This window comes from Rhodophyticola sp., from assembly GCF_965284195.1.
In the GTDB taxonomy this organism is placed as follows: Bacteria; Pseudomonadota; Alphaproteobacteria; order Rhodobacterales; family Rhodobacteraceae; genus Rhodophyticola.
On the sequence record NZ_CBDIRM010000001.1, the window covers coordinates 130,257 to 151,969 of the forward strand.

19 protein-coding genes are annotated in these 21,713 nt (G+C 63.1%); 5 read left to right on the top strand and 14 right to left on the bottom strand.

The features are described 5' to 3' along the window. The first annotated feature begins 1 nt into the window (after position 1). The 4 genes from ftsH (at position 2) to folD (ending at position 5,662) form a co-directional block, all read left to right on the top strand. Positions 2-1,912, top strand: coding sequence for an ATP-dependent zinc metalloprotease FtsH (ftsH, locus tag ACQ651_RS00720; protein ID WP_227284308.1), 1,911 nt, complete (start codon positions 2-4; stop codon positions 1,910-1,912). Between the two features lie 206 nt (positions 1,913-2,118). Continuing rightward, positions 2,119-2,727 carry an MOSC domain-containing protein gene (locus tag ACQ651_RS00725; protein ID WP_430447861.1) on the top strand — a complete coding sequence of 203 codons (609 nt, stop codon included), beginning with the start codon at positions 2,119-2,121 and terminating at the stop codon, positions 2,725-2,727. Between the two features lie 284 nt (positions 2,728-3,011). Continuing rightward, the gene (locus ACQ651_RS00730) at positions 3,012-4,688 is read left to right on the top strand and encodes a formate--tetrahydrofolate ligase (RefSeq protein ID WP_430447863.1); all 1,677 of its coding nucleotides are present in this window, start codon (positions 3,012-3,014) and stop codon (positions 4,686-4,688) included. 74 nt (positions 4,689-4,762) lie between these two features. Next, positions 4,763-5,662 (top strand): bifunctional methylenetetrahydrofolate dehydrogenase/methenyltetrahydrofolate cyclohydrolase FolD, encoded by a 900-nt coding sequence (gene folD, locus ACQ651_RS00735; RefSeq protein WP_430447864.1) that lies wholly within the window; start codon positions 4,763-4,765, stop codon positions 5,660-5,662. Between the two features lie 61 nt (positions 5,663-5,723). Here the strand turns inward: folD and ACQ651_RS00740 are convergent, their stop codons facing one another. Next, complete coding sequence (locus ACQ651_RS00740) at positions 5,724-6,086, bottom strand: PaaI family thioesterase (RefSeq protein WP_286193220.1); 363 nt, start codon at positions 6,084-6,086, stop codon at positions 5,724-5,726. Between the two features lie 155 nt (positions 6,087-6,241). Between ACQ651_RS00740 and ACQ651_RS00745 the strand changes: the two genes are divergently transcribed. Then, positions 6,242-7,045 carry a LytTR family transcriptional regulator DNA-binding domain-containing protein gene (locus ACQ651_RS00745; RefSeq protein WP_227284303.1) on the top strand — a complete coding sequence of 268 codons (804 nt, stop codon included), beginning with the start codon at positions 6,242-6,244 and terminating at the stop codon, positions 7,043-7,045. Here ACQ651_RS00745 and pdeM read toward each other — a convergent pair. The 13 genes from pdeM to cpaB form a co-directional block, all read right to left on the bottom strand. Then, a complete protein-coding gene (gene pdeM / locus ACQ651_RS00750; protein WP_430447866.1) occupies positions 7,042-7,704 on the bottom strand; it encodes a ligase-associated DNA damage response endonuclease PdeM in 663 nt (220 codons plus the stop codon). The genes ACQ651_RS00745 and pdeM overlap by 4 nt on opposite strands. Positions 7,705-7,852: 148 nt before the next feature. Continuing rightward, positions 7,853-10,270, bottom strand: coding sequence for a ligase-associated DNA damage response DEXH box helicase (locus ACQ651_RS00755; RefSeq protein WP_430447868.1), 2,418 nt, complete (start codon positions 10,268-10,270; stop codon positions 7,853-7,855). 74 nt (positions 10,271-10,344) lie between these two features. Then, entirely contained in the window at positions 10,345-11,667 is a 1,323-nt protein-coding gene (locus tag ACQ651_RS00760; RefSeq protein ID WP_430447870.1) for an ATPase, read from the bottom strand. A gap of 87 nt (positions 11,668-11,754) precedes the next feature. Further along, complete coding sequence (locus ACQ651_RS00765; RefSeq protein WP_375550541.1) at positions 11,755-12,252, bottom strand: prepilin peptidase; 498 nt, start codon at positions 12,250-12,252, stop codon at positions 11,755-11,757. Continuing rightward, on the bottom strand, positions 12,252-13,109 hold the full coding sequence (locus tag ACQ651_RS00770) for a tetratricopeptide repeat protein (protein ID WP_227284298.1): 858 nt from the start codon (positions 13,107-13,109) through the stop codon (positions 12,252-12,254). The genes ACQ651_RS00765 and ACQ651_RS00770 overlap by 1 nt, the downstream gene beginning before the upstream one ends. Before the next feature lie 30 nt (positions 13,110-13,139). Continuing rightward, positions 13,140-13,712 (bottom strand): tetratricopeptide repeat protein, encoded by a 573-nt coding sequence (locus ACQ651_RS00775; RefSeq protein WP_430447872.1) that lies wholly within the window; start codon positions 13,710-13,712, stop codon positions 13,140-13,142. Between the two features lie 15 nt (positions 13,713-13,727). Beyond that, on the bottom strand, positions 13,728-14,720 hold the full coding sequence (locus tag ACQ651_RS00780) for a type II secretion system F family protein (RefSeq protein WP_227284296.1): 993 nt from the start codon (positions 14,718-14,720) through the stop codon (positions 13,728-13,730). Between the two features lie 14 nt (positions 14,721-14,734). Further along, positions 14,735-15,703 carry a type II secretion system F family protein gene (locus ACQ651_RS00785; RefSeq protein WP_227284295.1) on the bottom strand — a complete coding sequence of 323 codons (969 nt, stop codon included), beginning with the start codon at positions 15,701-15,703 and terminating at the stop codon, positions 14,735-14,737. Between the two features lie 5 nt (positions 15,704-15,708). Continuing rightward, positions 15,709-17,172, bottom strand: a complete 1,464-nt coding sequence (locus ACQ651_RS00790) for an ATPase, T2SS/T4P/T4SS family (RefSeq protein ID WP_430447874.1) — start codon at positions 17,170-17,172, stop codon at positions 15,709-15,711. A gap of 12 nt (positions 17,173-17,184) precedes the next feature. Then, positions 17,185-18,438 carry an AAA family ATPase gene (locus ACQ651_RS00795; protein ID WP_227284293.1) on the bottom strand — a complete coding sequence of 418 codons (1,254 nt, stop codon included), beginning with the start codon at positions 18,436-18,438 and terminating at the stop codon, positions 17,185-17,187. A gap of 226 nt (positions 18,439-18,664) precedes the next feature. After that, complete coding sequence (locus tag ACQ651_RS00800; RefSeq protein ID WP_227284292.1) at positions 18,665-19,285, bottom strand: OmpA family protein; 621 nt, start codon at positions 19,283-19,285, stop codon at positions 18,665-18,667. Between the two features lie 4 nt (positions 19,286-19,289). After that, the gene (locus tag ACQ651_RS00805; RefSeq protein ID WP_227284291.1) at positions 19,290-20,672 is read right to left on the bottom strand and encodes a type II and III secretion system protein family protein; all 1,383 of its coding nucleotides are present in this window, start codon (positions 20,670-20,672) and stop codon (positions 19,290-19,292) included. Positions 20,673-20,878: 206 nt separating this feature from the next. After that, entirely contained in the window at positions 20,879-21,700 is an 822-nt protein-coding gene (gene cpaB / locus ACQ651_RS00810; protein ID WP_430447875.1) for a Flp pilus assembly protein CpaB, read from the bottom strand. Positions 21,701-21,713 lie beyond the last annotated feature (13 nt).

The window sequence follows — 21,713 nt, forward strand, 5'->3', positions numbered from 1 at the left end:
GTTGGGCAACGCGAGAAATATCGCTTTCTGGGTCATCCTTTTTCTGTTGATCCTCGCGCTCTTCAATCTGTTCAGCGGCGGCCAGTCCAATGTGAACCAGCGTGGCGTTGCGTATTCCGACTTCATTCAGGAGGTCGAGAACGGGGCGGTCACCTCGGTCACGATCGACGGCGAGAACGTCCAGTTCACCACCGGGGACGGCACCTATTCCACCGTGCGGCCCGATGGCACCGACCTGACCGAAACGCTTCTGGCCAATGATGTCCGGATCGAGGCGCGGCCGCAGGAGCAGTCCGGGTTCCTCAGTGTCCTCTCGCTCTGGCTGCCGGTTCTGGTCCTGATCGGTATCTGGATCTTCTTCATGAACCGGATGCAGGGCGGCGGGCGCGGCGGCGCCATGGGCTTCGGCAAATCCAAGGCCAAACTGCTGACCGAGAAATCCGGTCGCGTGACCTTCGATGACGTGGCCGGCATCGACGAGGCGAAGGAAGAGCTTGAGGAGATCGTCGAGTTCCTCCGCAATCCGCAGAAATTCTCCCGCCTCGGCGGCAAGATCCCCAAGGGCGCGCTTCTGGTGGGCCCCCCGGGCACCGGTAAGACGCTTCTGGCCCGCGCCATCGCGGGGGAGGCGGGCGTGCCCTTCTTCACCATCTCGGGCTCCGACTTCGTGGAGATGTTCGTGGGTGTCGGCGCCTCCCGTGTGCGGGACATGTTCGAACAGGCCAAGAAGAATGCGCCTTGCATCGTCTTCATCGACGAGATCGACGCCGTCGGCCGCTCCCGTGGCGTGGGCTATGGCGGCGGCAATGACGAACGTGAACAGACGCTGAACCAGCTTCTGGTGGAGATGGACGGGTTCGAGGCGAACGAGGGCATCATCATCGTGGCCGCCACCAACCGCCCCGATGTGCTCGACCCCGCGCTGCTGCGCCCCGGCCGCTTCGACCGGCAGGTGCAGGTGCCCAACCCCGACATCAAGGGCCGCGAGAAGATCCTTGGCGTCCACGCCCGCAAGGTGCCTCTGGGCCCGGATGTCGATCTGCGCATCATCGCCCGCGGCACGCCCGGCTTCTCGGGTGCGGATCTTGCGAACCTCGTCAACGAATCCGCGCTGATGGCCGCGCGTTTCGGGCGCCGCTTCGTGACGATGGAGGATTTCGAAAGCGCCAAGGACAAGGTCATGATGGGCGCCGAACGCCGGTCGATGGTCATGTCCGAGGATGAAAAGAAGCTGACCGCCTATCACGAGGCCGGCCATGCCGTCGTCGGGCTGAACGTGCCCGACCATGACCCGATCCACAAGGCCACGATCATCCCGCGCGGCCGCGCACTGGGTCTGGTTCTGTCACTCCCCGAGCGGGATCAGCTCTCCGTCAGCTACCGCAAATACACCTCCAAGATCGCCATGGCGATGGGCGGGCGCGTGGCCGAGGAACTGGTTTTCGGCAAGGACAACGTGACCTCCGGCGCGGCGTCCGACATTCAGCAGGTCTCCAAGATCGCCCGCGCGATGGTCACGCAATTCGGCTATGCCGAGGAACTCGGCTATATTGATTACGCCAATGAACAGCAGTCCTATCTGGGTGCCTATGGCGGCGGCTCAAGCCACTCCGCCGCCACCCAGAAGATCATCGACGACAAGGTCAAGGCGCTGGTGGATGAAGGCTACGAGACCGCCAAGCGCATCCTCACCGAAAAGCGCGACGATCTGGAACGGCTGGCGCAAGGCCTGCTGGAGTACGAAACGCTGACCGGTTCGGAGATCACCAGGGTCATCGCCGGCGAGCCGCTCAACCGGGGCGAGGATGACGACGATCACGACACCGGCGGCACCGCGTCGATTACGGCGATCCCGAAGACCAAACCGAAGCCCAAACCCTCGGGCGATATGGAACCCGAACCCACCGCCTGATCCCGGCGCTGCCATGCTCTTCGAAACGCAAAAGACCCCGGCATCCGTGCCGGGGTCTTTTCTTTGCGCGCGAGCACCTTCCGCACACCGAAATCCGGTCTTCGCCGCCGCGCGAGCCGGTCCGAACCCGCCTTGTCCCATATCCGGCCTTCTGCATATCCTGCCGGCCGGTCCCGCCTGCCATGCAAACCGCCAAGGAGCCACCGATGCCCGCCCTCGTCCCCACCGATTTCGCCGCCCGGATCGTCTGGCTCGGCCACAATGCCGACCGGGATGCCGCGCTTGAGACACGCCCGCTTACACATATGGACCTGAGTTTTGCGGGCTATGAGGGCGAAAGCCATGCGGGGCTCACCCGGCCATCGGACAGCCGGGTGGCGGCGCAATATCCGCGCGGCACCGAGATCAGGAACACCCGCCAGCTGTCCATCCTGTCGGTGGAGGATCTGGCCGCCATCGCGGCGGAGATGGGGCTGGACCGGCTTGAGCCGTCATGGCTCGGCGCCTCGGTCCTTGTGGAGGGGATCCCGGATTTCACCCATATCCCGCCATCCTCCCGCCTTCAGGGCGAACGTGGCACGACACTGACGGTGGATATGGAAAACCGCCCCTGTTCCCTCCCCGCGAAGGTGATCGAGGCGGCCCGGCCGGGTTTCGGAAAGGCGTTCAAACGGGCGGCTGCACATCGGCGCGGCATAACCGCCTGGGTGGAGCGGGAGGGGCGGCTCGATCTGGGCGAAGCCCTGCGCCTGCATGTGCCGGACCAGCCGGCCTGGCCGCATCTGGAGGCCGCGCGCCGCCTCCAAGCCTCCTAGGCCAGAAGTGCCACGGTCAGGCCAAGCATCATCCCGGCTGCGAAACCGGCCTGCAATAGGATCATCGGAGCTGACATCGTATTTCTCCTTCATTCGATACTGTTAGAACGGCTGAGCCGCGAAAAGGTTCAAAGAAATCTCCGACGGGGCCGCGCGGGCGCGCGCAGCCGCCCGCATTCTGACGGCGCGAGCGGCGAAAATGTCGGAAATGCCCCTATGCACCCGAAACTGAGACGCTATAGGCGAAGGGAGACCACCCTCTATCGCCGCAGGAACCCCATATCATGGCCTTCAAAACCGACATCGAGATTGCCCGCGAAGCCAACAAACGCCCGATCCAGGAGATCGGCGGCAAACTGGGCATCCCGTCCGAGGATCTGCTGCCCTACGGCCATGACAAGGCCAAGCTGAGCCAGAGCTTCATCGACGGTGTGCAGGGCCGCCAGAACGGCAAGCTCATCCTCGTGACGGCGATCAACCCGACGCCCGCGGGCGAGGGCAAGACCACCACCACCGTCGGGCTTGGCGACGGTCTCAACCGGATCGGCAAGAACGCGGCCATCTGCATCCGCGAGGCCTCGCTCGGGCCCTGTTTCGGAATGAAGGGCGGCGCCGCGGGCGGCGGTTATGCCCAGGTTGTGCCGATGGAGGAGATGAACCTCCATTTCACCGGCGATTTCCACGCGATCACTTCGGCCCATAACCTGCTGTCGGCGATGATCGACAATCATATCTACTGGGGCAATGCGCTGGAGATCGACCAGCGGCGCGTCGTCTGGCGCCGCGTGCTCGACATGAACGACCGCGCGCTCCGCGACATGGTCACCTCGCTCGGCGGGGTGGCCAACGGCTTCCCGCGCCAGACCGGGTTCGACATCACCGTCGCCTCCGAGGTCATGGCGATCCTGTGCCTCGCCACCGGTCTCGACGATCTGCAAAAGCGGCTCGGCGACATCATCGTCGCCTATACGCGGGACCGCAAACCGATCTATGCCCGCGACATCAAGGCCGATGGCGCCATGACCGTCCTTCTCAAGGATGCGATGCAGCCCAATCTGGTCCAGACGCTGGAAAACAACCCCGCCTTCGTCCATGGCGGCCCGTTCGCCAATATCGCCCATGGCTGCAATTCGGTCATCGCCACCACCACCGCGCTGAAGCTGGCCGATTACGTGGTGACGGAGGCCGGGTTCGGCGCCGATCTGGGGGCCGAGAAATTCATGAACATCAAGTGCCGCAAGGCGGGCATCGCGCCCGATGCGGTGGTGATCGTGGCCACGGTGCGGGCGATGAAGATGAATGGCGGCGTCGCCAAGGCCGATCTGGGCGCGGAAAACGTGGCGGCGGTGGAGGCGGGCTGCGCCAATCTGGGCCGCCATATCGGCAACGTCAAATCCTTCGGGGTGCCCGTTGTCGTCGCGATCAACCATTTCGCGGGCGACACCGAGGCCGAGGTGCAGGCGGTGCAAAGCTATGTCGCCACCCAGGGCTCCGAGGCGGTCCTGTGCAAGCACTGGGCCGATGGCTCCGCCGGAACCGAGGCGCTGGCCCGCAAGGTGGTGGACATCATCGACGAAGGCGGCGCCGATTTCGCGCCGATCTATCCCGACGACATGCCGCTGTTCGAGAAGATCGAGACCATCTCGACCGCCATCTATCACGCCGATGGCGTGGTGGTGGATGCCAAGATCCGCGACCAATTGACGGCCTGGGAAGAGGCGGGCTATGGCCACCTGCCGGTCTGCATGGCCAAGACGCAGTATTCCTTCACCACCGATCCCGGCGCACGGGGCGCGCCCACGGGCTTCACGATCCCCGTGCGGGAGGTGCGGCTGTCGGCGGGGGCCGGCTTCATCGTGGCGATCTGCGGGGAGATCATGACCATGCCGGGCCTGCCCCGCGTGCCCTCCGCCGAGGCGATCATGCTGAACGACGCGGGCGATATCGAGGGTCTGTTCTGAGGTCGGGCGCAGTGGCAAATTGATCTACCATTGATATACCTGACCCCGACGACGCAGCAGCAAAGGACACCCCCATGACGGCCGAAATCATCGACGGAAAAGCCTTCGCCGCACAGATACGGGAAAAGGTCGCGGCCCATGTGGCGCGGCTGAAATCCGACCATGACATGGTGCCCGGTCTTGCCGTGGTTCTGGTGGGCGAAGACCCGGCCAGTCAGGTCTATGTGCGCAACAAGGGCAAGCAAACCGTCGAGGCGGGCATGGCCGGTTTCGAACATAAACTGGATGCGGCAACCTCCGAGGCGGATATCCTCCATCTTGTCGACCGGTTGAACGCCGACCCAAAAGTGCATGGTATTCTGGTGCAGTTACCGCTGCCCGATCATGTGGATAGCTCCAAGGTTATCAACAGGATAACCCCCGCCAAGGACGTTGACGGCTTTCATATCTCCAATGTGGGGCTGTTGGGCACGGGGCAGAAATCCATGGTGCCCTGCACGCCGCTCGGTTGCCTGATGATGCTGCGCGATCATCACGGGTCGCTGTCGGGGCTGAACGCGGTGGTTCTGGGCCGCTCCAACATCGTCGGCAAGCCGATGGCCCAGCTTTTGCTGGCCGACAATTGCACCGTGACCATCGCCCATTCGCGGACGACGGATCTCCCCCGCATCTGCCGGGGCGCGGATATTCTGGTGGTTGCGGTCGGGCGCCCGGAAATGGTTCAGGGGGATTGGGTCAAACCCGGCGCGACGGTGATTGATGTGGGGATGAACCGCATCCAACACCCTGATAACCCTGATAAAACCAAGCTTGTCGGGGATGTGGACCTTGCCGCTGCGGCGCAGGTTGCCGGTGCCATCACGCCCGTGCCCGGCGGTGTGGGCCCGATGACCATCGCCTGTCTTCTGGCCAATACGGTCACCGCCTGCTGCCGCGCACATGGCCTGCCGGAGCCGCAGGGACTGACCGCCTGATCAGGGGGATTGCCGGGAGCGCGCGCGCCGATGCGACGTCAACGGCCTCGGTGAAACACGCTCAGACCGGGATCATCGTGCCCTGCAACAGGGCCACGTCCCGGCGGCTGCCATCGGCGCGCTCGACCTCCACGGTGCAGCGTGTGATCACCAGCCGGCGACCGGGTTTCATCACCTCCCCATGCGCCCAGAGGCGGACCCCGTCGGCGGGTGCGATCAGATTGATCTTCATCTCGACGGTCATCACCTCGCTGTCTTCGGGCATCTGGCTCAACGCCGCATAGCCCGAGGCGCTGTCGCCAAGCGCGAAGGTCAGCCCGGCATGGGCAAACCCGTGCTGCTGCGACGTCGCCGGGACGACCGGCGCGGAAAGCGTGACCCGGCCTGCCGCGACGGAGTCGATCCGTGCATCGAGACTGCGCATAAACCCCTGCTTATGAAAGCTTTTCGCAATTCGGTCTCGCATAAATTATCACGCCTTTGTGTATATCCGATCTACACTTATCGAAATCATGGTTTATCATAACTTTCTCGCGTTGGGATAGGAGCCGCGCCAAACTCAGACTGAACCGGGGGAAGATGCAAACCGACAATTGCGATCTCCGTCATCTGGCCATCCGGATTGTTCGCTCGCCGGTCACATCCGGGTGGTTTGCCGCAAGCCTTCTGGCCACGATGGTCGGGCCGTTCGGCACCTATGTTTCCATGTCGGTGACAGAGCGGGCGGTGTATTGGGGCGGCCTGATCGGAGCGTCGATCCTGCTTGCGCGCCTGACCAAGGCATGGGTGGCCAGACGGCTCACCGGAAGCAGATTTGCCGTGGACATGGCCAGCAGCGCGATCATGGGGCTGTCTCTCGGACCGGCGGTCTGGGCCTATAACCGATATGTCTATCAGATCCCGGCCGACGATCTGCCCGGTATCGGCTGGCACATGTCGGTGGTCCTTGTGGTGTGTATGGTCGTTGTCCTGATCCGGCTTTATCTGCAGGGCGATGAAGAGGAGGACGGGGAGGCCGCGCCGCGCGCCCTTCCGGAGCAGGAAGCCGGGACGGCAAAGCCCGAGGAGGACGTGCCGTTTCTGCGCCGCCTGCCCCGGGAGCTGGGCAACGAGCTTATGCACATCAAGGCAGACGGCCATTATCTGGAGGTCGTCACCCGTGACGGCAAGGACCGTATCCTGATGCGGTTTTCCGACGCGCTGGCCGAGCTGGACGGCTATGACGGCGTTCGGATTCACCGATCCCACTGGGTGGCGCGGCATGCCGTATCGCGGGTGGAACAGCGCGGCAGGCGCGTCTTCGCGGTGTTGCCCTGCGGCCGCCGCCTGCCGGTCAGCCAGGCATATCAGCAGGACTTGCCCGGCGATGTCACCCGGTTCTAGCGGGGCATCGGAACCCGGACAGGCGGGTCGCTCAGCAGGATTGCGGTGGCGCCGGGGCCCATCAACCCGGCCAGCGCCGCATCATGGCTGTGCAGCCCGCCGGTATAGGTGCCATAGGCGGGCATGATCACCCGCATCTCATCTATCAGAAAACAGGGTCGTGTGACATGCCGTGCCCTTGTCGGCACCTTGGCTTTGGGGTGGTAATGGCCTGAAATCTCGTACTTTTCACCCGGCTCCGCGATATGGCGAAAGCTGAGCGGGCCGGCCCGGAAACTGCTGAGATGGGTGCCGCCAAGATCGACCGGGCCTGCATCGTGATTGCCTTCGATCCAGATCCAGCGGCGCCCGGCCATCAGCGTGGCAAGCCACGCGGTCATCTCGTCGCTCAGCGCGCCGGCGGCGGCAAGGTCATCGAAACTGTCGCCCAGGCAAATAACCGTCTGCGCGGCCGTCGCGGTCAGATCGTCCTCAAGCCTGATCAGCGTGTCCCGCACCTCGTAAGGCGGCAGCATGGGGCCGCCGCGGCGGGCCATTCGTTCGGATTTTCCAAGATGCAGATCCGACACGCAAAGCAGGCCCTCGGCCTCCCACCAAAGCGCGCCTGAGCGCACCGCCTCAAGCTGTAATCCGGCAAAGGTGAAGCTGCATCCGTTCATGCTTCGTTCGATGGCACGGCGCAGCGGGTCTTGCAAGGCATCGCGACAGGGACTGCCGCTGCATCCGATGCCCGCGGGTGCATCCGGGGGATGGGCCGGGGCACGGAAAGGGTCGACTTAAGCTCGAAACCGGGGGCGTTTTCGTCACCTATCCGGCTGCAGGCAGTCCCGCTTCGGCCATCAGGCGGGCGGCCTCTTCCTCCACCAGGCGCTGCTCTGCGCGGCCTTTGACGGCAACCCGGCCCACCTCCAGAAAAAGCGGCGCGGCCAGCGGCGTCAGTCTCGGCAGTTGCACATGGTCTATCCTGTCGCCGATCCGGGTCAGCATGGCATCGATCCGGCCGTAATCGACCATGCCGCGCATCGCCTCCGCCCTCGTGATCTCCAGCATCACATGGGTGGGATCGTATTTCCGAAGCGTATCGTAAAGGATATCTGTCGAAAATGTCGCCTGCCGCCCGGTCTTGCGCTTGCCTGCGGGCATGTTCCGGTCAATCAACCCGGCGATTATGGCCGCCCCCTTGAAGGTGCGTTTCATCACCGCGTTTCCGGACAGCCAGATTTCCATCGTCTCGGTCAGATTTTCGCGTGAAAAGAGTGGCTTGGCGTCCTTCAGCGGATCAAGCCCCCAGATCAGCGTCGCATAATCGGTGGAGACGAAGCCAAGCGGATTCAGCCCCTCCTCCTCCATGCGTTGGGTGAGCAGAAGCCCAAGGGTCTGCTGCGCGTTCTTGCCGGCAAATCCGTAAACGCAGACATGTTCGCGGCCGTCATGGGGAAAGCTTTCCACGAGCAAACGGTCGCGCTCCGGCAGGCGGGACACCTCGCGTTGCAGCGCCAGCCATTCGGCCGTGTGGGCGGGCAGGTTGGGCCAGTCCTCCTGCCGGAACATGGCAAGGATCCTGTCGGACAGCTGGGTCGACGTGGCAAATTTGCTGCCCATGAAGGTCGCGACCTTCGGTTTGTCCGACGGGCTGCGCGTGACCTCGATGGTCATCTCGCGCAACCCTTCGTAGCGCACGATCTGGCCGCCGATCAGAAACGTGTCTCCCTTCATCAGCGTGGCCGCAAACTCCTCCTCCACCTCGCCGAGGGGCATGCCGCCACGGGTATGTTTCAGGCGCACCTTCAGCTTGTCGGAGGCAAGGATCGTGCCGATATTCATACGGATCTGGCGCGCGGCCCGCGGGTCGCGCAACTGCCAGTACCCATCAGGTCTCAGGATCAGTTTTTGCCAGCGATCATAGGATTTAAGCGCGTATCCCCCGGTGGCGCAGAAATCCAGGCACCGGTCGAACCTGTCGCGGGAGAGCGTGGCATAGGCCCCGGCCGAGATGACCTCGGCATAGAGATCATCGGCGGCAAAGGGCCCTGCGGCCGCGCGGATCAGGATATGCTGGCACAGCACATCCAGCGGGCCGTCCCCCATCGGCTCGCCGTCCAGATCATGATCGCGCGCGGCCTCCAATGCGGCGACGCATTCGACAACCTCGAACCGGTTCGCGGGCACCAGAAGTGCCTTCGACGGCGCGTTGTAGCGATGATTGGCCCGGCCGATCCGCTGGACCAGCCGTTTGACGTTTTTCGGCGCGCCCACCTGAATGACGAGATCCACATCGCCCCAGTCAATGCCCAGATCAAGCGAGCCGGTGCAGACAATCGCGCGCAGCTCGCCCGCGACCATCGCTGCCTCCACCTTCTCGCGTTGTTCGCGGGACAGGGCGCCGTGATGGATGCCGATGGGCATCCGGTCTTCATTGGCGAGCCAGAGATGATGGAAGAAGATCTCCGCCTGCGCACGGGTATTGTGGAAGATCAGCGTGGTCTTGTGGGCCTTCACCTGTTCCAGAACCGCCGGGATCGCATAGCGGCCCCCGCCGCCGGACCAGGGCGGGCGGTCGCTGGTTTCCAGCATCGAGATATCCGGGTCGGGCCCGGGATCGGCCTCCAGGATCTGGCAGGGGTCGGGATGGCGGGCAAGAATGCGGGCGATGGCGGGCGGGTCTTCGACCGTGGCGGAAAGACCGACCCGGCGCAATCCGGGCGCAAGCGTTGACAAGCGCGACAGCGCCAGCATCAACTGGTCGCCGCGTTTGCTTTCGGCAAGGGCGTGAATCTCGTCGACGATCACCCGTTGCAGACCTTTGAACATGTGGCCCGCATCCTCGTAGGAGGTGAGCAGCGCCAGACTTTCCGGCGTGGTTAGCAGGATATGCGGGGGATCGGCGCGCTGGCGTTTTCGTTGCGTCTGGGTGGTGTCGCCGGTCCGATCCTCGATACGGATCGGCAGGCCGATCTCCTCCACCGGGGTCCGCAGATTGCGTTTGATGTCGGCCGCGAGAGCCTTCAGGGGCGAGATATAGAGCGTGTGCAGACCCTGGTGCCGGCCATCGGCAAGCTCCGCCAGCGTGGGCAGGAAGCCCGCCATGGTCTTGCCGCCGCCGGTGGGCGCGATCAGCAATTGACAGGGTTCCGAGGAAAGCTCCCACATCCGCTGCTGGTGCGGATGTATCGACCAGCCACGGGCATGGAACCAGTTGTCTATTTCCGGGGGCAATGCCGTCATGCGGCAGAGATAATGCCTGCGCGGGCCCGGGTCAGCCCCTTTCGTGCCGATGGGTTGCGCGGCGGCGGCCCGCGTCAGTGTACGATGGCTTCCTCTTTCACATACATGTTTTCCCACGCGCGATCGATCAGATCGGGCCGCATCTGATAGTGAATGCCTTCGAATTCGCAGATCGCGATCAACTGGTCGATCAGGAAATTCGCATGGTAATTGGCGTAGAGGTTGTTGATTTTCGGATAACGGACCTTGAGCATGTGGACGAGGGTTTCCTCGTTCAGCGGCACCTTTTTCTTGCGCGCGACCATGGCAAAGACCTTCAGGAATTCCTCCTGCGTGGGCCCGTCGATCTTGACCTTGAAGAAGATCCGGCGAAGCGCCGCCTGGTCGAACAGTTCGTTCGGGTGGAAGTTGGTGGAGAAGATCACCAGCGTATCGAAGGGCACCTCGAATTTCTCGCCGGATTGCAGCGCCAGAATATCGTATCCGGCTTCCATCGGCACAATCCAGCGGTTGATCAGAGCCTGTGGCGGCTCTTCCTGGCGGCCAAGGTCGTCGACGATGAAAACGCCGCCTGAGGATTTGAGTTGCAGGCTGGCCTGATAGGTGCGGCTGACCGCGTTGTAGTTCAGGTCGAGCATGCTGAGCATCAGTTCGCCCCCGGTCATCACAGTGGGCCGCTTGCACAACAGATAGCGGGTGTCGAACCGGGCCGAAGCCTTGCGCAGGGTGCTGCCGCCGGTCACTTCGGGTTCGCTGACCGGCGTATGCACGATCGGGTCGAACAGGGTGATGACCTGACCCGCATAGCTCAGCGCGCGTGGAATGTAGATGGTATCGCCCATCGCCGCGCGGATACCCTCGGCGATGGAGGATTTGCCGTTGCCCGGCGGACCGTAAAGCAGGACGGAACGCCCGGATCCCACCGCGGGGCCAAGCTGATCGATCAGGCCCTTGGGCAGGATCAGATGCCCCATGGAGGTTTCCAGCATCTCGCGCGTCAGATGAATGTCACGGATGGACTGCCGCTTCGTCTGGACCTTGTAGGCCTCAAGCGGAACCGGCATGGCGCCGTAATATTCCGACTGGCTGAGCGCATCCAGCGCGCGGGCCTTGCCGTTATCGGTGAGCTGAAAGCCCATTTCCGAGCCGGAGGTGGCATGCAGCGTTCCGGTTGCCTGCAGCAGGCTCATGTCGCGGGCCATGTCGATCAGGGCCTGGGTCAGGGTCAGCGGCAGGCAGATCGCCTCGGAGATCTCGGTCGCGGTTTCGACGTTCTTGCGGAAAATGGTTTTCAGCAGGATGTCCCGCATCATCACCATCGGCAGGCCGGTATCGCCCAGCTTGCGCAAGGCGGGCGGGGCAATACTGTCGGTCGCATTGGGAGTTTGAACGTTCATTGCAGGCCCTCTGACTGATGCGATTCTGCCGGATGAATGCGGCACAAACTAGGCGGATCGCCTTGAAAAACCGTCAATTCAAGCGGCTCAAGCCCAGAGCCCGAGACCGAGGATCAGATAGATCGAGAGGGCGCCGGCCAGCGCCACGCCCATGGGGAAAAGCTTGCCCCGTTCCCACGATACCCAATCCGGTGTGGCGCGGCGGACCGCCGGAACCCGGGCGGCCCCGCGATGTGTCGCCCAGGAGGCGATCAGCACGACCGAGAAGAGCAGCAGGAAGAACAGCACGTCCCCGGGCACGATGAACGGGGCCATGGCGGCGGCGAATTTGGCATCGCCCGCGCCGACCATTCCGATCGACGCGATGACGAAGCCGATGACCAATACGCCCAGAAGCTGCGCCAGACGCCAAAGATAGGCGTCAAAGGGCAACACGATCAGCCCGATCGCCAGAAATCCGCCCGCCAGCGCCAGAACCGCGACGTTGGGGATCCGCATCTCCCGCAGGTCGGACCAGGCCACCCAAAGACAGATCGGCAGCACGAAGGGCAGGAACCAGGCGGCTTCGGCAAATGTCAGCTCCATCAGCCGCGAACCTCGGTATCAAGGGCGCGCAACGCCCGGACGGCGGCATCGAAATGCTGCGGATGGGCGTCGATCGCCTCCGCCAGCAGGCCGCGGCCCACATCGACCTCCCCCTGACGGATCGCGGCAAGCGCGGCGGTGTGCAGCAATTGCGCCCGCTCGATCTGGGTCATCTGGACCAGCGGAAGCCCGTACTGGCCCCGCGCGGCACGGGCCAGAACGAGGTTGTTCTTGGCGGTGAACAGGCTCGGATCGTAGGTGATGGCCTCGGTGAACAGCCGTTCGGCGGCTTCGCTGTCGCCGCGTGTCAGCTTGGAAAAGCCCCAGTTGTTCAGAACGCCCGCCGGCCGCGTCGTCAGGCCAACGGCCGTTTCATAAAAACTATCGGCGTTTTCCCATTCCTGATTGCTGTCGGCGATCATCGCTTCCAGACGGTACCGCTCGAAAGTCTCGAAGGTGGGGGGCACCTGATCGAGCTGCGCCTCGGCTTCTTCCCAATCGCCGTTGCGGATCAGCGCGTCGGCGAAATCCACGCGGTCCTGATCCGTGGCCTCGCCGGTGTCGACAACGGCGCGCCAGACAACCGCCGCCTCGGTGGCGCGCCCGGCGCGGATCAGGCTTTGGCCCAGGCCCCGTCGCAGGTCGACGCGTTCGGGCTCCGCGGCGGAGGCGCGCCGGAAATAGGCGACCGCCTCTTCGGGGTCGGCCACGGTCAGCATGATATCGTTGAGGTTTGTCTCGTCGATGACATTCATGGAATCCATCGCGCGATCGACATCCGCACGGTCGGAGTTTCCGCATGCGGCAAGTCCGACGGACAAGCCGACAACCAGAGTGATCCGGGTGGTCAGGCGCATTGGCGACCTCTTACTGCTCGATCGCTATGTTCACGGAGTCTCGTAGAGGACATAAAGGCCCCCGCCGCGACGCTCCAGGTCATAGCGGTTTTCATTATCTTCAGGAATATACCCGGTATTCTCCATTCTTGCGATAGCCAGCCGCAAGTTTTCACGAATGGAGTCCGTTTGGCCACTATCCAGCGCGAAGGCGTGCTGAAAGACCTGCCGCGCCTCGCCGTATTCGCCCTGTTCCATCAGAACGACGCCGAGATTGTTCCAGGCGGGGGGGAAATCGGGGTCTTCCTCGATCGCCGCGCGCAGCAGGGTTTCGGCCTGTCCCAGCCGCCCGAGTTGCAGATTGGCGGAGCCCATGGCCGACAGATGCGCGGGCGTTGTACCGTCGGTGGCGGCCGAGCGGGTATAGGCCCGCAGCGCCAGCTCGTATTCGCCGGCATCCATCAGCCGGTGGCCCACGATCAGCCCGTCCACCGCATTGCGCAGGACAGGCGTGCCGGACGGCGCAGGCAGACCCTGCCGCTCGGCCCCCAAAGGCACGGCCGCCTGATTGTTGCAGGCGGCCAGCGCGATGAGTGTGGTGATGATGATGAGCCCCCGCATCATGATCCTTCTCCCTGATCAGAACCCGCTGCTGCCAGCTCCACCGAGGTTCTGGGCAATCCCGTAAACCGACGGGCCGATCAGGATGATCAGCAAGGGCGGCACACAGAACATCATCGTGCCGAGTGTCAGCTTCGTGGGCAGCTTGTTGGCTTTTTCCTCGGCGCGCAACACACGCTTGTCGCGCATCTCGCTGGCATAGACCCGAAGCGCATCGGCGACCGAGGTCCCGAATGTCGCCGACTGGATCAACACGGTGACAAAGCTGTTCACATCCTGAATATCGACCCGTTCGCCCATGTCGCGCAAGACCTTGGTCTTGTCCTTGCCGGCCTTCATTTCATAGGCCACCATCTCGAATTCCTCGCACAGGGCGGGGTAGGCGGCGCGCATCTCCTTGGAGACGCGAATGATCGCCTGATCCAACGACTGGCCCGCTTCCACGCAGACCAGCATCAGGTCCAGCGCGTCGGGGAAGCCCTGGGTGATTTCCTCGGCCCGTTTCTGGACCCGTTTGGTCACCCAGTATTTCGGAAGGAAGTACCCGATGCCGCCCGGTACGATCACCGACAGGATCGACGCCTGCGCGCTGAGACCGGGGGCGATCAGGACATAGATCGAGCCGATGGCGAGAAGGCCCAGGCCAAGCGCGAATTGCGCGAAATGGAAGGTCTGGACCGCACCTTTCGACCGGTATCCGGCGCGGATCAGGGTCAGGCGGACCTGGCTGAGCTCGTCCACGTTCTGGGGTTCGAGGAATTGCGCGAAACGGTCAAGTCTCTGGTCCTTGCCGCCGACGCGCAACGCGCGCCCGGTGGTTTTTTCCTTTTCGGTTTTCGTCTGGTTCCGCAGCTTGTCCAGCGGGTCCTGCTTTCGAAACAGAAACGCGGGCAATGCGACGATGACCAGCAGGAACCCGAGCCCGCCGACCAGGATCAGGGGACCCAGATCGCCGAACATGCCGGTCATGACCTCGTTGATGCTGGCCAGAAGGTTTTGGATGAAGTCCATGTGCTTGCCCGTCCTCAGACCTTGATGTTGACCATGATACGCATGAAAACCATGTTGACGAACAACATGACGCCCACCACCGCGGCGGCGGGAATGAAGACGGGGCTTTCCATCACTTCACTGTAGTAATCGGGCTGCATGACGTTGATGCCGATCAGGCACAGGATCGGAAAGAAGGACAGGAAGCTGCCGGACCATTTCGCCTCGGCGGTGATGGCTCTCACCCGGCGGAACAGCTTGAAGCGCGCCCGGATCACATTGGCTAGCCCCTCAAGGATTTCGGCCAGATTGCCGCCGGAGGTCTGCTGGATGCCCACAGCCACCGCCATGAACCGCAGATCCTGCAAATCAAGGCGATCGGCCATGTTCTGAATGCTTTCGGCGATGTCGCGGCCATAGGCGGCCTCGTCGGCGATAACACCCAGTTCCGAGCCGAGCGGGTCGGCAACCTCCTTGGCAACGGTGTTGATGGCCGACACGAACGGGTGGCCCACGCGCAGCGCGCGCACCATCAGCTCCACCGCGTCGGGCAACTGCTCCTCGATCATGCCGATGCGCTTCTTGGCCTTGGAGTTGACCCAGTAGAACACGCCGCCCACGCCCATTGCGACCGAGATCAGCAGCCGGATCGGCAGGGAGGCCCCGGTCAGAAGCGTGAGCACGAGAAAGGCCGTCACGGTCAGCACGCCCATGACGATGATCAATTGCTGCGGTGTGAAGGCGATATTGGCCTTCTGCGCCTTGTCCGCGATCAGCGAGTAAAGCGGGATGGTCCGCGACTTCATGTGCTGGTCCATCTCCTTGCGGAGCTTTGCCAGAACGTCCTCGCGGGAGGATCCCTTCTCAAGCATGGTCAGGCGCCGGTTGACCCGCGCATTCATCGACACGGACTTGCCGAAGACCATCAGATAGATGCCGTTTACCAGCATCACGATGCCGACAAAAATGCCAATGTAAATAAGAGGTTCGATGCTAAGTTGCATATCCGCTACTCCGCTGCCACGGGGTCGTAAATCGACATCGGCAGGTCATACCCCCATTGCTTGAAGCGCTCGGAGTAATGCGAACGCACGCCGCAGGCGGTGAACCGCCCGATGATCTTTCCGTCGGGTTTCAGGCCAAGGCGCTGATAGCGGAAGACTTCCTGCATCGAGATCACCTCGCCCTCCATGCCCGTCACCTCGGTGATCGAGACCATCCGGCGGGAGCCGTCCTGAAGGCGCGAGGCCTGCACGATGAGATTGACCGCCGAAGAGATCTGCGCCCGAACCGCCTTGATCGGCATCTCGATGCCCGACATGGCGATCATGTTTTCCAGACGCGAGCAGGCATCGCGGGCGGAGTTTGCGTGGATCGTGGTCATCGAGCCGTCATGCCCGGTGTTCATCGCCTGCAGCATGTCGATCACCTCGTCGCCGCGGGTTTCCCCGACGATGATCCGGTCGGGCCGCATCCGCAACGCGTTCCTCAGACAATCGCGCTGCGTGACGGCGCCCTTGCCCTCGACATTGGGGGGGCGGCTTTCCATCCGGCCCACATGGACCTGCTGCAGCTGCAGTTCCGCAGTATCCTCGATTGTCAGGATCCGCTCGGAATTGTCGATGAAGCTTGAAAGCGCGTTGAGCGTGGTTGTCTTGCCCGAGCCGGTCCCGCCCGAGACGATCACGTTCAGCCGGGTGGCGACGGCGGCCTGCAGATAGGCGGCCATCTCCTCGGAGAAGGCGCCGAACTTCACCAGGTCGTCGACCCCGAGCTTTTCCTTCTTGAACTTCCGGATGGAAACCAGCGAGCCGTCGACGGCCACGGGCGGGACCATAGCGTTGAAACGCGAGCCATCCTTGAGGCGCGCGTCCACATGCGGGTTGGATTCGTCGACCCGGCGGCCGACGGCCGACACGATCTTGTCGATGATCCTGAGAAGGTGACGCTCGTCCTTGAAGCGCACATCGGTCAGGGTCAGGCGGCCATCGCGTTCCACAAATACGCGGTTCGGGCCATTGACGAGAATATCGTTGACCGTGTCGTCCTTCAGAAGCGGTTCCAGCGGGCCAAGGCCGGTCACCTCGTCGAAAAGCTCCGTTTGCAGCGTCTGACGGTCTTCGCGGTTCAGAACGACGCCCATCTCGCTCAGCTCTTCGGTGGTGATCGCCATGATCTCCGCCTTCAGCTCGGTATCCTTGGCGCTTTCCAGTGCGGACAGGTTCAGGTTTTCGAGCAGCCGGTGGTGCATCTCGGTCTTGATCTCGTCCAGACGGAGACGGCGTTTCTTCTCCTTGTCGAGATTTGCAACCTCCGCCGCCGGCCGGGTGGGCTCGCCGTCCGACATCTGCTTGCGCTGGACCTTGGGCGCCTCGGTTGCCGCCGCACCGGTTTCGGGCGCATCGGGTTCGGGCACGGCTGCAATGGGCGGTACGGGGCTGGCAGCCGAGGGTTTCTTGTACTTCGAGAACATGGCGATCTTTCCCTAGCCGGTGGCGGCTTCTGACAGCATCGCATTGAAGAGGCCGCTGCCCAGTTTCATGATGTCTTTGCGCAACGGGTTTTTCTTTGCCATTTCGGCCAGAGGCACGCCGTGGTCGGCACATTGCGTGATCTGCTTGGCGCCATCGGACAATTGCGTCGAAATCTTCACGCCAAGGCTGTCGGCCAGGCGTTTGACACGGGATTTCCCGTTCAGATCGAGGCTTTTGGGGGCGCGGTTCAGGACGAAATTCACCTTTTCAAGCGGCAGATCCTCCGACCGCAGCGCCTTGATGAAGCGCATCGCGTTCTGGGCCGAGCGCATGTCCAGTTCCAGCATGGCGAAGAACACATCCGTTCGGTGAAGGATCGTTTCGGTCCACTGCACGATCGTGGTCGGCATGTCGATGATGACGATGTCGAAGCATTCCGAGGCGAGGTTCAGTATCGCCTCCACATCCTCGGGGCCGATCATGTCCAGCGGAATGATCTCCGCCGGCGCGGTGAACACCGACATCTTGCCGTGGTAATCCACCAGCGCCTGCTTGAACGCGTCCACGTCCATGCTCTGGCTGTCCGACAGCACTTCGAGGATCACCTCGCGGCGCGGCAGATCAAGGAATGTGGAGGCCGAGCCGAACTGAAGATCCAGGTCGATCAGGCAGACCGACGGGGATTTCTTCTTGTCGATATTGGCCAGTTCCCACGCAAGATTGACCGCCAGCGTGGTGGCCCCGGTGCCGCCGGCAAGGCTTTGCACCGCGAAGATGGCCGAGCGGCCCTCCAGACGCGGGGACGGATCGATGGTCGATCCGCTTTGCGGCGGGGCGGGCAGCCTTACCACGGGCTCCGGTTCGCGGATTCTCTTGATCGCGTCGTGCAGGGCCCGTTCGGGCAGGGGATAGGGCACGAAATCATCCGCCCCCAGCTTCAGAAGCTGGTGCAGGCCTTGCGTGCTGAGATCGTCGGCGATCAGGATGACCTTGATGTCTTTTTCCTTCGCGCCGCGAATGATCTCGCCGATCAGGCCGATATCGCCCTCGTCGCTCTGATCCACGGCGATGGCCACGAATTCCAGCTCGCCGGATTCGGTCTGGTCAAGAAAGGCGCGGGCCTCCTCCAGGTGCAGATCGCCCCAGGACTCACCCAGTTCGGCTTCCATGTCATCGATCAGCAGATCGAATTTCTGAACATCCCGGGAGATCGTGGAAGCCACGATCGGTGCGGGGTCTGATTTCAGCGCAAGTCCGCCACTCATTCCTCAATTCCCATATTGCCTGACTTCGCCAGGTTCTGTAGCCACCCGGGCCCTGCATGTTTTTGCCGGGTCAGATGGGCCAGGGTCATTTCCGCGCTGCTCGGATGCGGAATCGCCCCATGCCTTGAGACTGTTTTGGCTGCTAAAATGGGCAACAATACGACCAAATTGCCCAAACTATTGGGAAATCGCCACGCCGGGGGCGTGGCGACCAACAGGTGCGAGGCTACTCTTCCGCTGCTCCGGGGGTGCCGCTGGAATAGGCCCGGTAGACGATTGCCGCATATCGGCCATCAAGAACCATCGGGTTGTCCTGCACGAACCCGCTGACCTCGGTCACGGTCCGGCGATTGCGGCGTTCCCGGCTCTGGGTTGCAACGATCGGTTGTGTTTCCCCTAGGGAAACAAGGGCATGGAGCCGGCTGCGGCTGATCCCCTGACTGACCAGGTAATTCACCGCGGCCCGCGCTCTGCGCAGCCCGAGCTGCTGGTTGTAGGCCTGGCTGCCGACCAGATCGGTATGGCCGTACACGCTGAACTGCACCTCGGGGAACTGCCGGATCCAGGTCGCCTGCCGGCGGAGCGTGGTACGCGCCGCATCGTCAAGTTGCGCCGAATTGAACGCAAATGTGATGGTCGTGGGCACCTCGGCGGCGAATCGCTCCGCGAGGCTTTCCACGTAACTGCGCTGACCGGACATCACGAGCACGTTGTTCATGGTCGGGTTGCCGAAGCCCCCCTCGTCCATGCGTCCGCCGGCCTGCCGGTCGAGGGTGGATGCGCAACCGGCCAGCGCCAAGGCGGCCAAGGCGAAGACAGCGTATTTTGCGGGTGTCAGGATAGCCATCTGCTTACTCCATCACATAGCCGTAGGAGCCGCCGAAATCCTGCTGCGCCACATCGGCCGCGGCAGATCCCGCACGGTTCGCGCCGGCGACCCTGCCATTCAGGAAAAGCTCCCTCTCGGTCGGGATCGCGACCCTGTCCGTCGGCAGCGCCAGAGCCTCGCCCCGGGTCGGGGACACCAGATGCGCGGTCACAATGACGACCAGTTCGCTTTGCTCACGCTGATAGTTGGTGCTGCGGAAAAGCGCGCCCAGAACCGGGATGTCGCCAAGCCAGGGCACCTGACCGATGGAGTCGCGGAAATCGTCCTGCAAAAGGCCCGCGATGGCAAAGCTTTCGCCATCCCGCATCTCGACGGTCGTGCTGGCGGACCGGGTGCTGAGCGACGGGATCTGGTTGCCCGCAATCGCCGTCGTCTGCCCGATGGAGGAGATTTCGGTCGCGAGGACCAGATTGATCACGCCATCGCCCACGACGGTCGGTGTGAAGTTCAGGTCGATCCCGAAGGGCTTGAACTCGATACCGATACCATCGTCGCTTTGCGTGGGGACCGGAAACTCGCCACCTGCGAAGAAGCTGGCTTCCTGTCCCGACAAGGCCGAAAGGTTCGGCTCGGCCAAGGTGCGCACCATACCGTTGGTTTCCAGCGCCTCAAGCAGGATGCCGAACTGGGCGCTGCCCGATCCGAAAGTGATTCCCAGAACGCCGTTGGCGCCATCGAGCGTCGGATTGATCACGGCAGCGGGGAAGTTCGCCGCCGCACTGCCCGACCCGAACCGGGCATCGCCTCTGCTGGCGCCGAAGCTGGTGGAAAGGTTCTGGCGGACACTCCGCGACATTTCGGCAAAGCGCACCTGCAACATCACCTGTTGCGTGCCGCCGACCATCATCAGGTTGGAGACACGTCCGGGCGCGTAACGCTCGGCCAGTTCCAGGGCCCGTTGGACCGCACGACCGGAACTGACGATGCCGGAAAGCACGATGCCGTCATTTGCGGTGCGTACCTCGACCGGCTCACCATGCAGGATGTCGCGCAGACGCTCCCGCAGCTCGGCCACATCCGGGACGACCTGAACCTCGACATTCGCGATCAGGCCGCCATCGACGCCCAGAAGCGTCATCGTGGTCCGGCCCGGAGCGCGGCCCAGAACATAGATCGTGCGCTCCGACAATGTCGCGATATCCGCGATCGCGGGGTTCGCGACCGAAAGTTCGGCGAAAATGGCTTCGCTTTCCACCACGACGGCCCGGTTCATCGGAACCCTCAGCGAGGTGGAGGTGCTGCCTTCGAGAACGCGCAGCGTCTGTGCCTGAATGCCGACAGGCAATACTACCAACGCAAGGGCGCAGCCGATCAGGCCTGCCCGAATAAGGGTCATAAAGCTCATTGTGATCCTGCCTCTCTGATCACGTTATGGGCCGATTTTTCGTGCCCGATTACGCGCACCATGCCTCAATTCCGCTTTCCGCGCAAGAATCAGGGAGTTGCGGGTCGTTTCTTATGTGTTCGGGAAACCACGCGACCCAAGGTATCGCGGCAAACGCAATGCGGCCCCCAAGATGCTGGGGGCCGCGATCGTCTGTTTCGGAAAGTTCAGTTGGTGCAGGGCACCGGTGTCACGACCACCTCGCCGCCCCGGCGGTTGCGGACCGTGCAGATCCGGGGGCCGGCTTCCCGCTCCACCGCAACGATCCCCAGAAGCTGATCCTGGTTGATCTCGACTGTCTCGCTGACCGTTTCGTCGCCGACACCAACCAGCGCCAGCGTCAGCCGGCCGCTCGATTGCGCATGCGCCAGCGCCGCGATCTCTTCGGGCGGGGCTTCGACGGTGATCGTGCGGGCGATGGTCGGGTTGTTGCGATCCTCATCCGCGATCTGGTCGATTGCGATGATCTGCACATTGGACCGGATCAGCCGCGTGACGTTCTCTCCACGCGACGTGCCGGTCCAGTAGACATCGACCCGGTCGCCCGGACGCAGGAAGCCCGACACGCCCGAGGCCACATCGACCGACAGGGCGAAGGCGCGCATCCCGGTGGCCAGCCGCGACGCCACGCCGGCATCCTCGCCGGGGGCGGTCACCTTGGAAATCAGCACCGGTTCGTCGCGCTCCATCACACGCAAAACGGTGCGCAACTCATCCGTGCCGGCGGGAAAAAGATCTTCCTGGCTGGTGAAGGCGCCGAATGGCACATGGCTTGCAGGCCATCGCACCGCCGTGACATCCTCTGGCCGCAGCACCTGGCCATAGCGCAGCTGCGTGTTTACCACGAAGACCTCGGTGGTCTGGATGATGGCATTGCTTTGATTGGCCAGCGCGCGCTGATACTGCGCAAACCGGTCCTGTGCGACATAAACCGCAAATCCTGCCAAGGCGACGCCGACGATGAGGACAAGCCCGAAAATCACTCGCATGTCGTAGGTCCTT

Coding starts and splice junctions, on each gene's coding strand:
- ACQ651_RS00785 (WP_227284295.1), bottom strand. CDS start 15,703: ATGCAACTTAGCATCGAACCTCTTATTTACATTGGCATTTTTGTCGGC.
- ACQ651_RS00775 (WP_430447872.1), bottom strand. CDS start 13,712: ATGATGCGGGGGCTCATCATCATCACCACACTCATCGCGCTGGCCGCC.
- ACQ651_RS00765 (WP_375550541.1), bottom strand. CDS start 12,252: ATGGAGCTGACATTTGCCGAAGCCGCCTGGTTCCTGCCCTTCGTGCTG.
- ACQ651_RS00745 (WP_227284303.1), top strand. CDS start 6,242: ATGCAAACCGACAATTGCGATCTCCGTCATCTGGCCATCCGGATTGTT.
- ACQ651_RS00770 (WP_227284298.1), bottom strand. CDS start 13,109: ATGCGCCTGACCACCCGGATCACTCTGGTTGTCGGCTTGTCCGTCGGA.
- cpaB (WP_430447875.1), bottom strand. CDS start 21,700: ATGCGAGTGATTTTCGGGCTTGTCCTCATCGTCGGCGTCGCCTTGGCA.
- ACQ651_RS00740 (WP_286193220.1), bottom strand. CDS start 6,086: ATGCGCAGTCTCGATGCACGGATCGACTCCGTCGCGGCAGGCCGGGTC.
- ACQ651_RS00725 (WP_430447861.1), top strand. CDS start 2,119: ATGCCCGCCCTCGTCCCCACCGATTTCGCCGCCCGGATCGTCTGGCTC.
- ACQ651_RS00760 (WP_430447870.1), bottom strand. CDS start 11,667: ATGAACGTTCAAACTCCCAATGCGACCGACAGTATTGCCCCGCCCGCC.
- ACQ651_RS00790 (WP_430447874.1), bottom strand. CDS start 17,172: ATGTTCTCGAAGTACAAGAAACCCTCGGCTGCCAGCCCCGTACCGCCC.
- ACQ651_RS00780 (WP_227284296.1), bottom strand. CDS start 14,720: ATGGACTTCATCCAAAACCTTCTGGCCAGCATCAACGAGGTCATGACC.
- ACQ651_RS00755 (WP_430447868.1), bottom strand. CDS start 10,270: ATGACGGCATTGCCCCCGGAAATAGACAACTGGTTCCATGCCCGTGGC.
- pdeM (WP_430447866.1), bottom strand. CDS start 7,704: ATGAACGGATGCAGCTTCACCTTTGCCGGATTACAGCTTGAGGCGGTG.
- ACQ651_RS00730 (WP_430447863.1), top strand. CDS start 3,012: ATGGCCTTCAAAACCGACATCGAGATTGCCCGCGAAGCCAACAAACGC.
- ACQ651_RS00805 (WP_227284291.1), bottom strand. CDS start 20,672: ATGAGCTTTATGACCCTTATTCGGGCAGGCCTGATCGGCTGCGCCCTT.
- ACQ651_RS00795 (WP_227284293.1), bottom strand. CDS start 18,438: ATGAGTGGCGGACTTGCGCTGAAATCAGACCCCGCACCGATCGTGGCT.
- folD (WP_430447864.1), top strand. CDS start 4,763: ATGACGGCCGAAATCATCGACGGAAAAGCCTTCGCCGCACAGATACGG.
- ACQ651_RS00800 (WP_227284292.1), bottom strand. CDS start 19,285: ATGGCTATCCTGACACCCGCAAAATACGCTGTCTTCGCCTTGGCCGCC.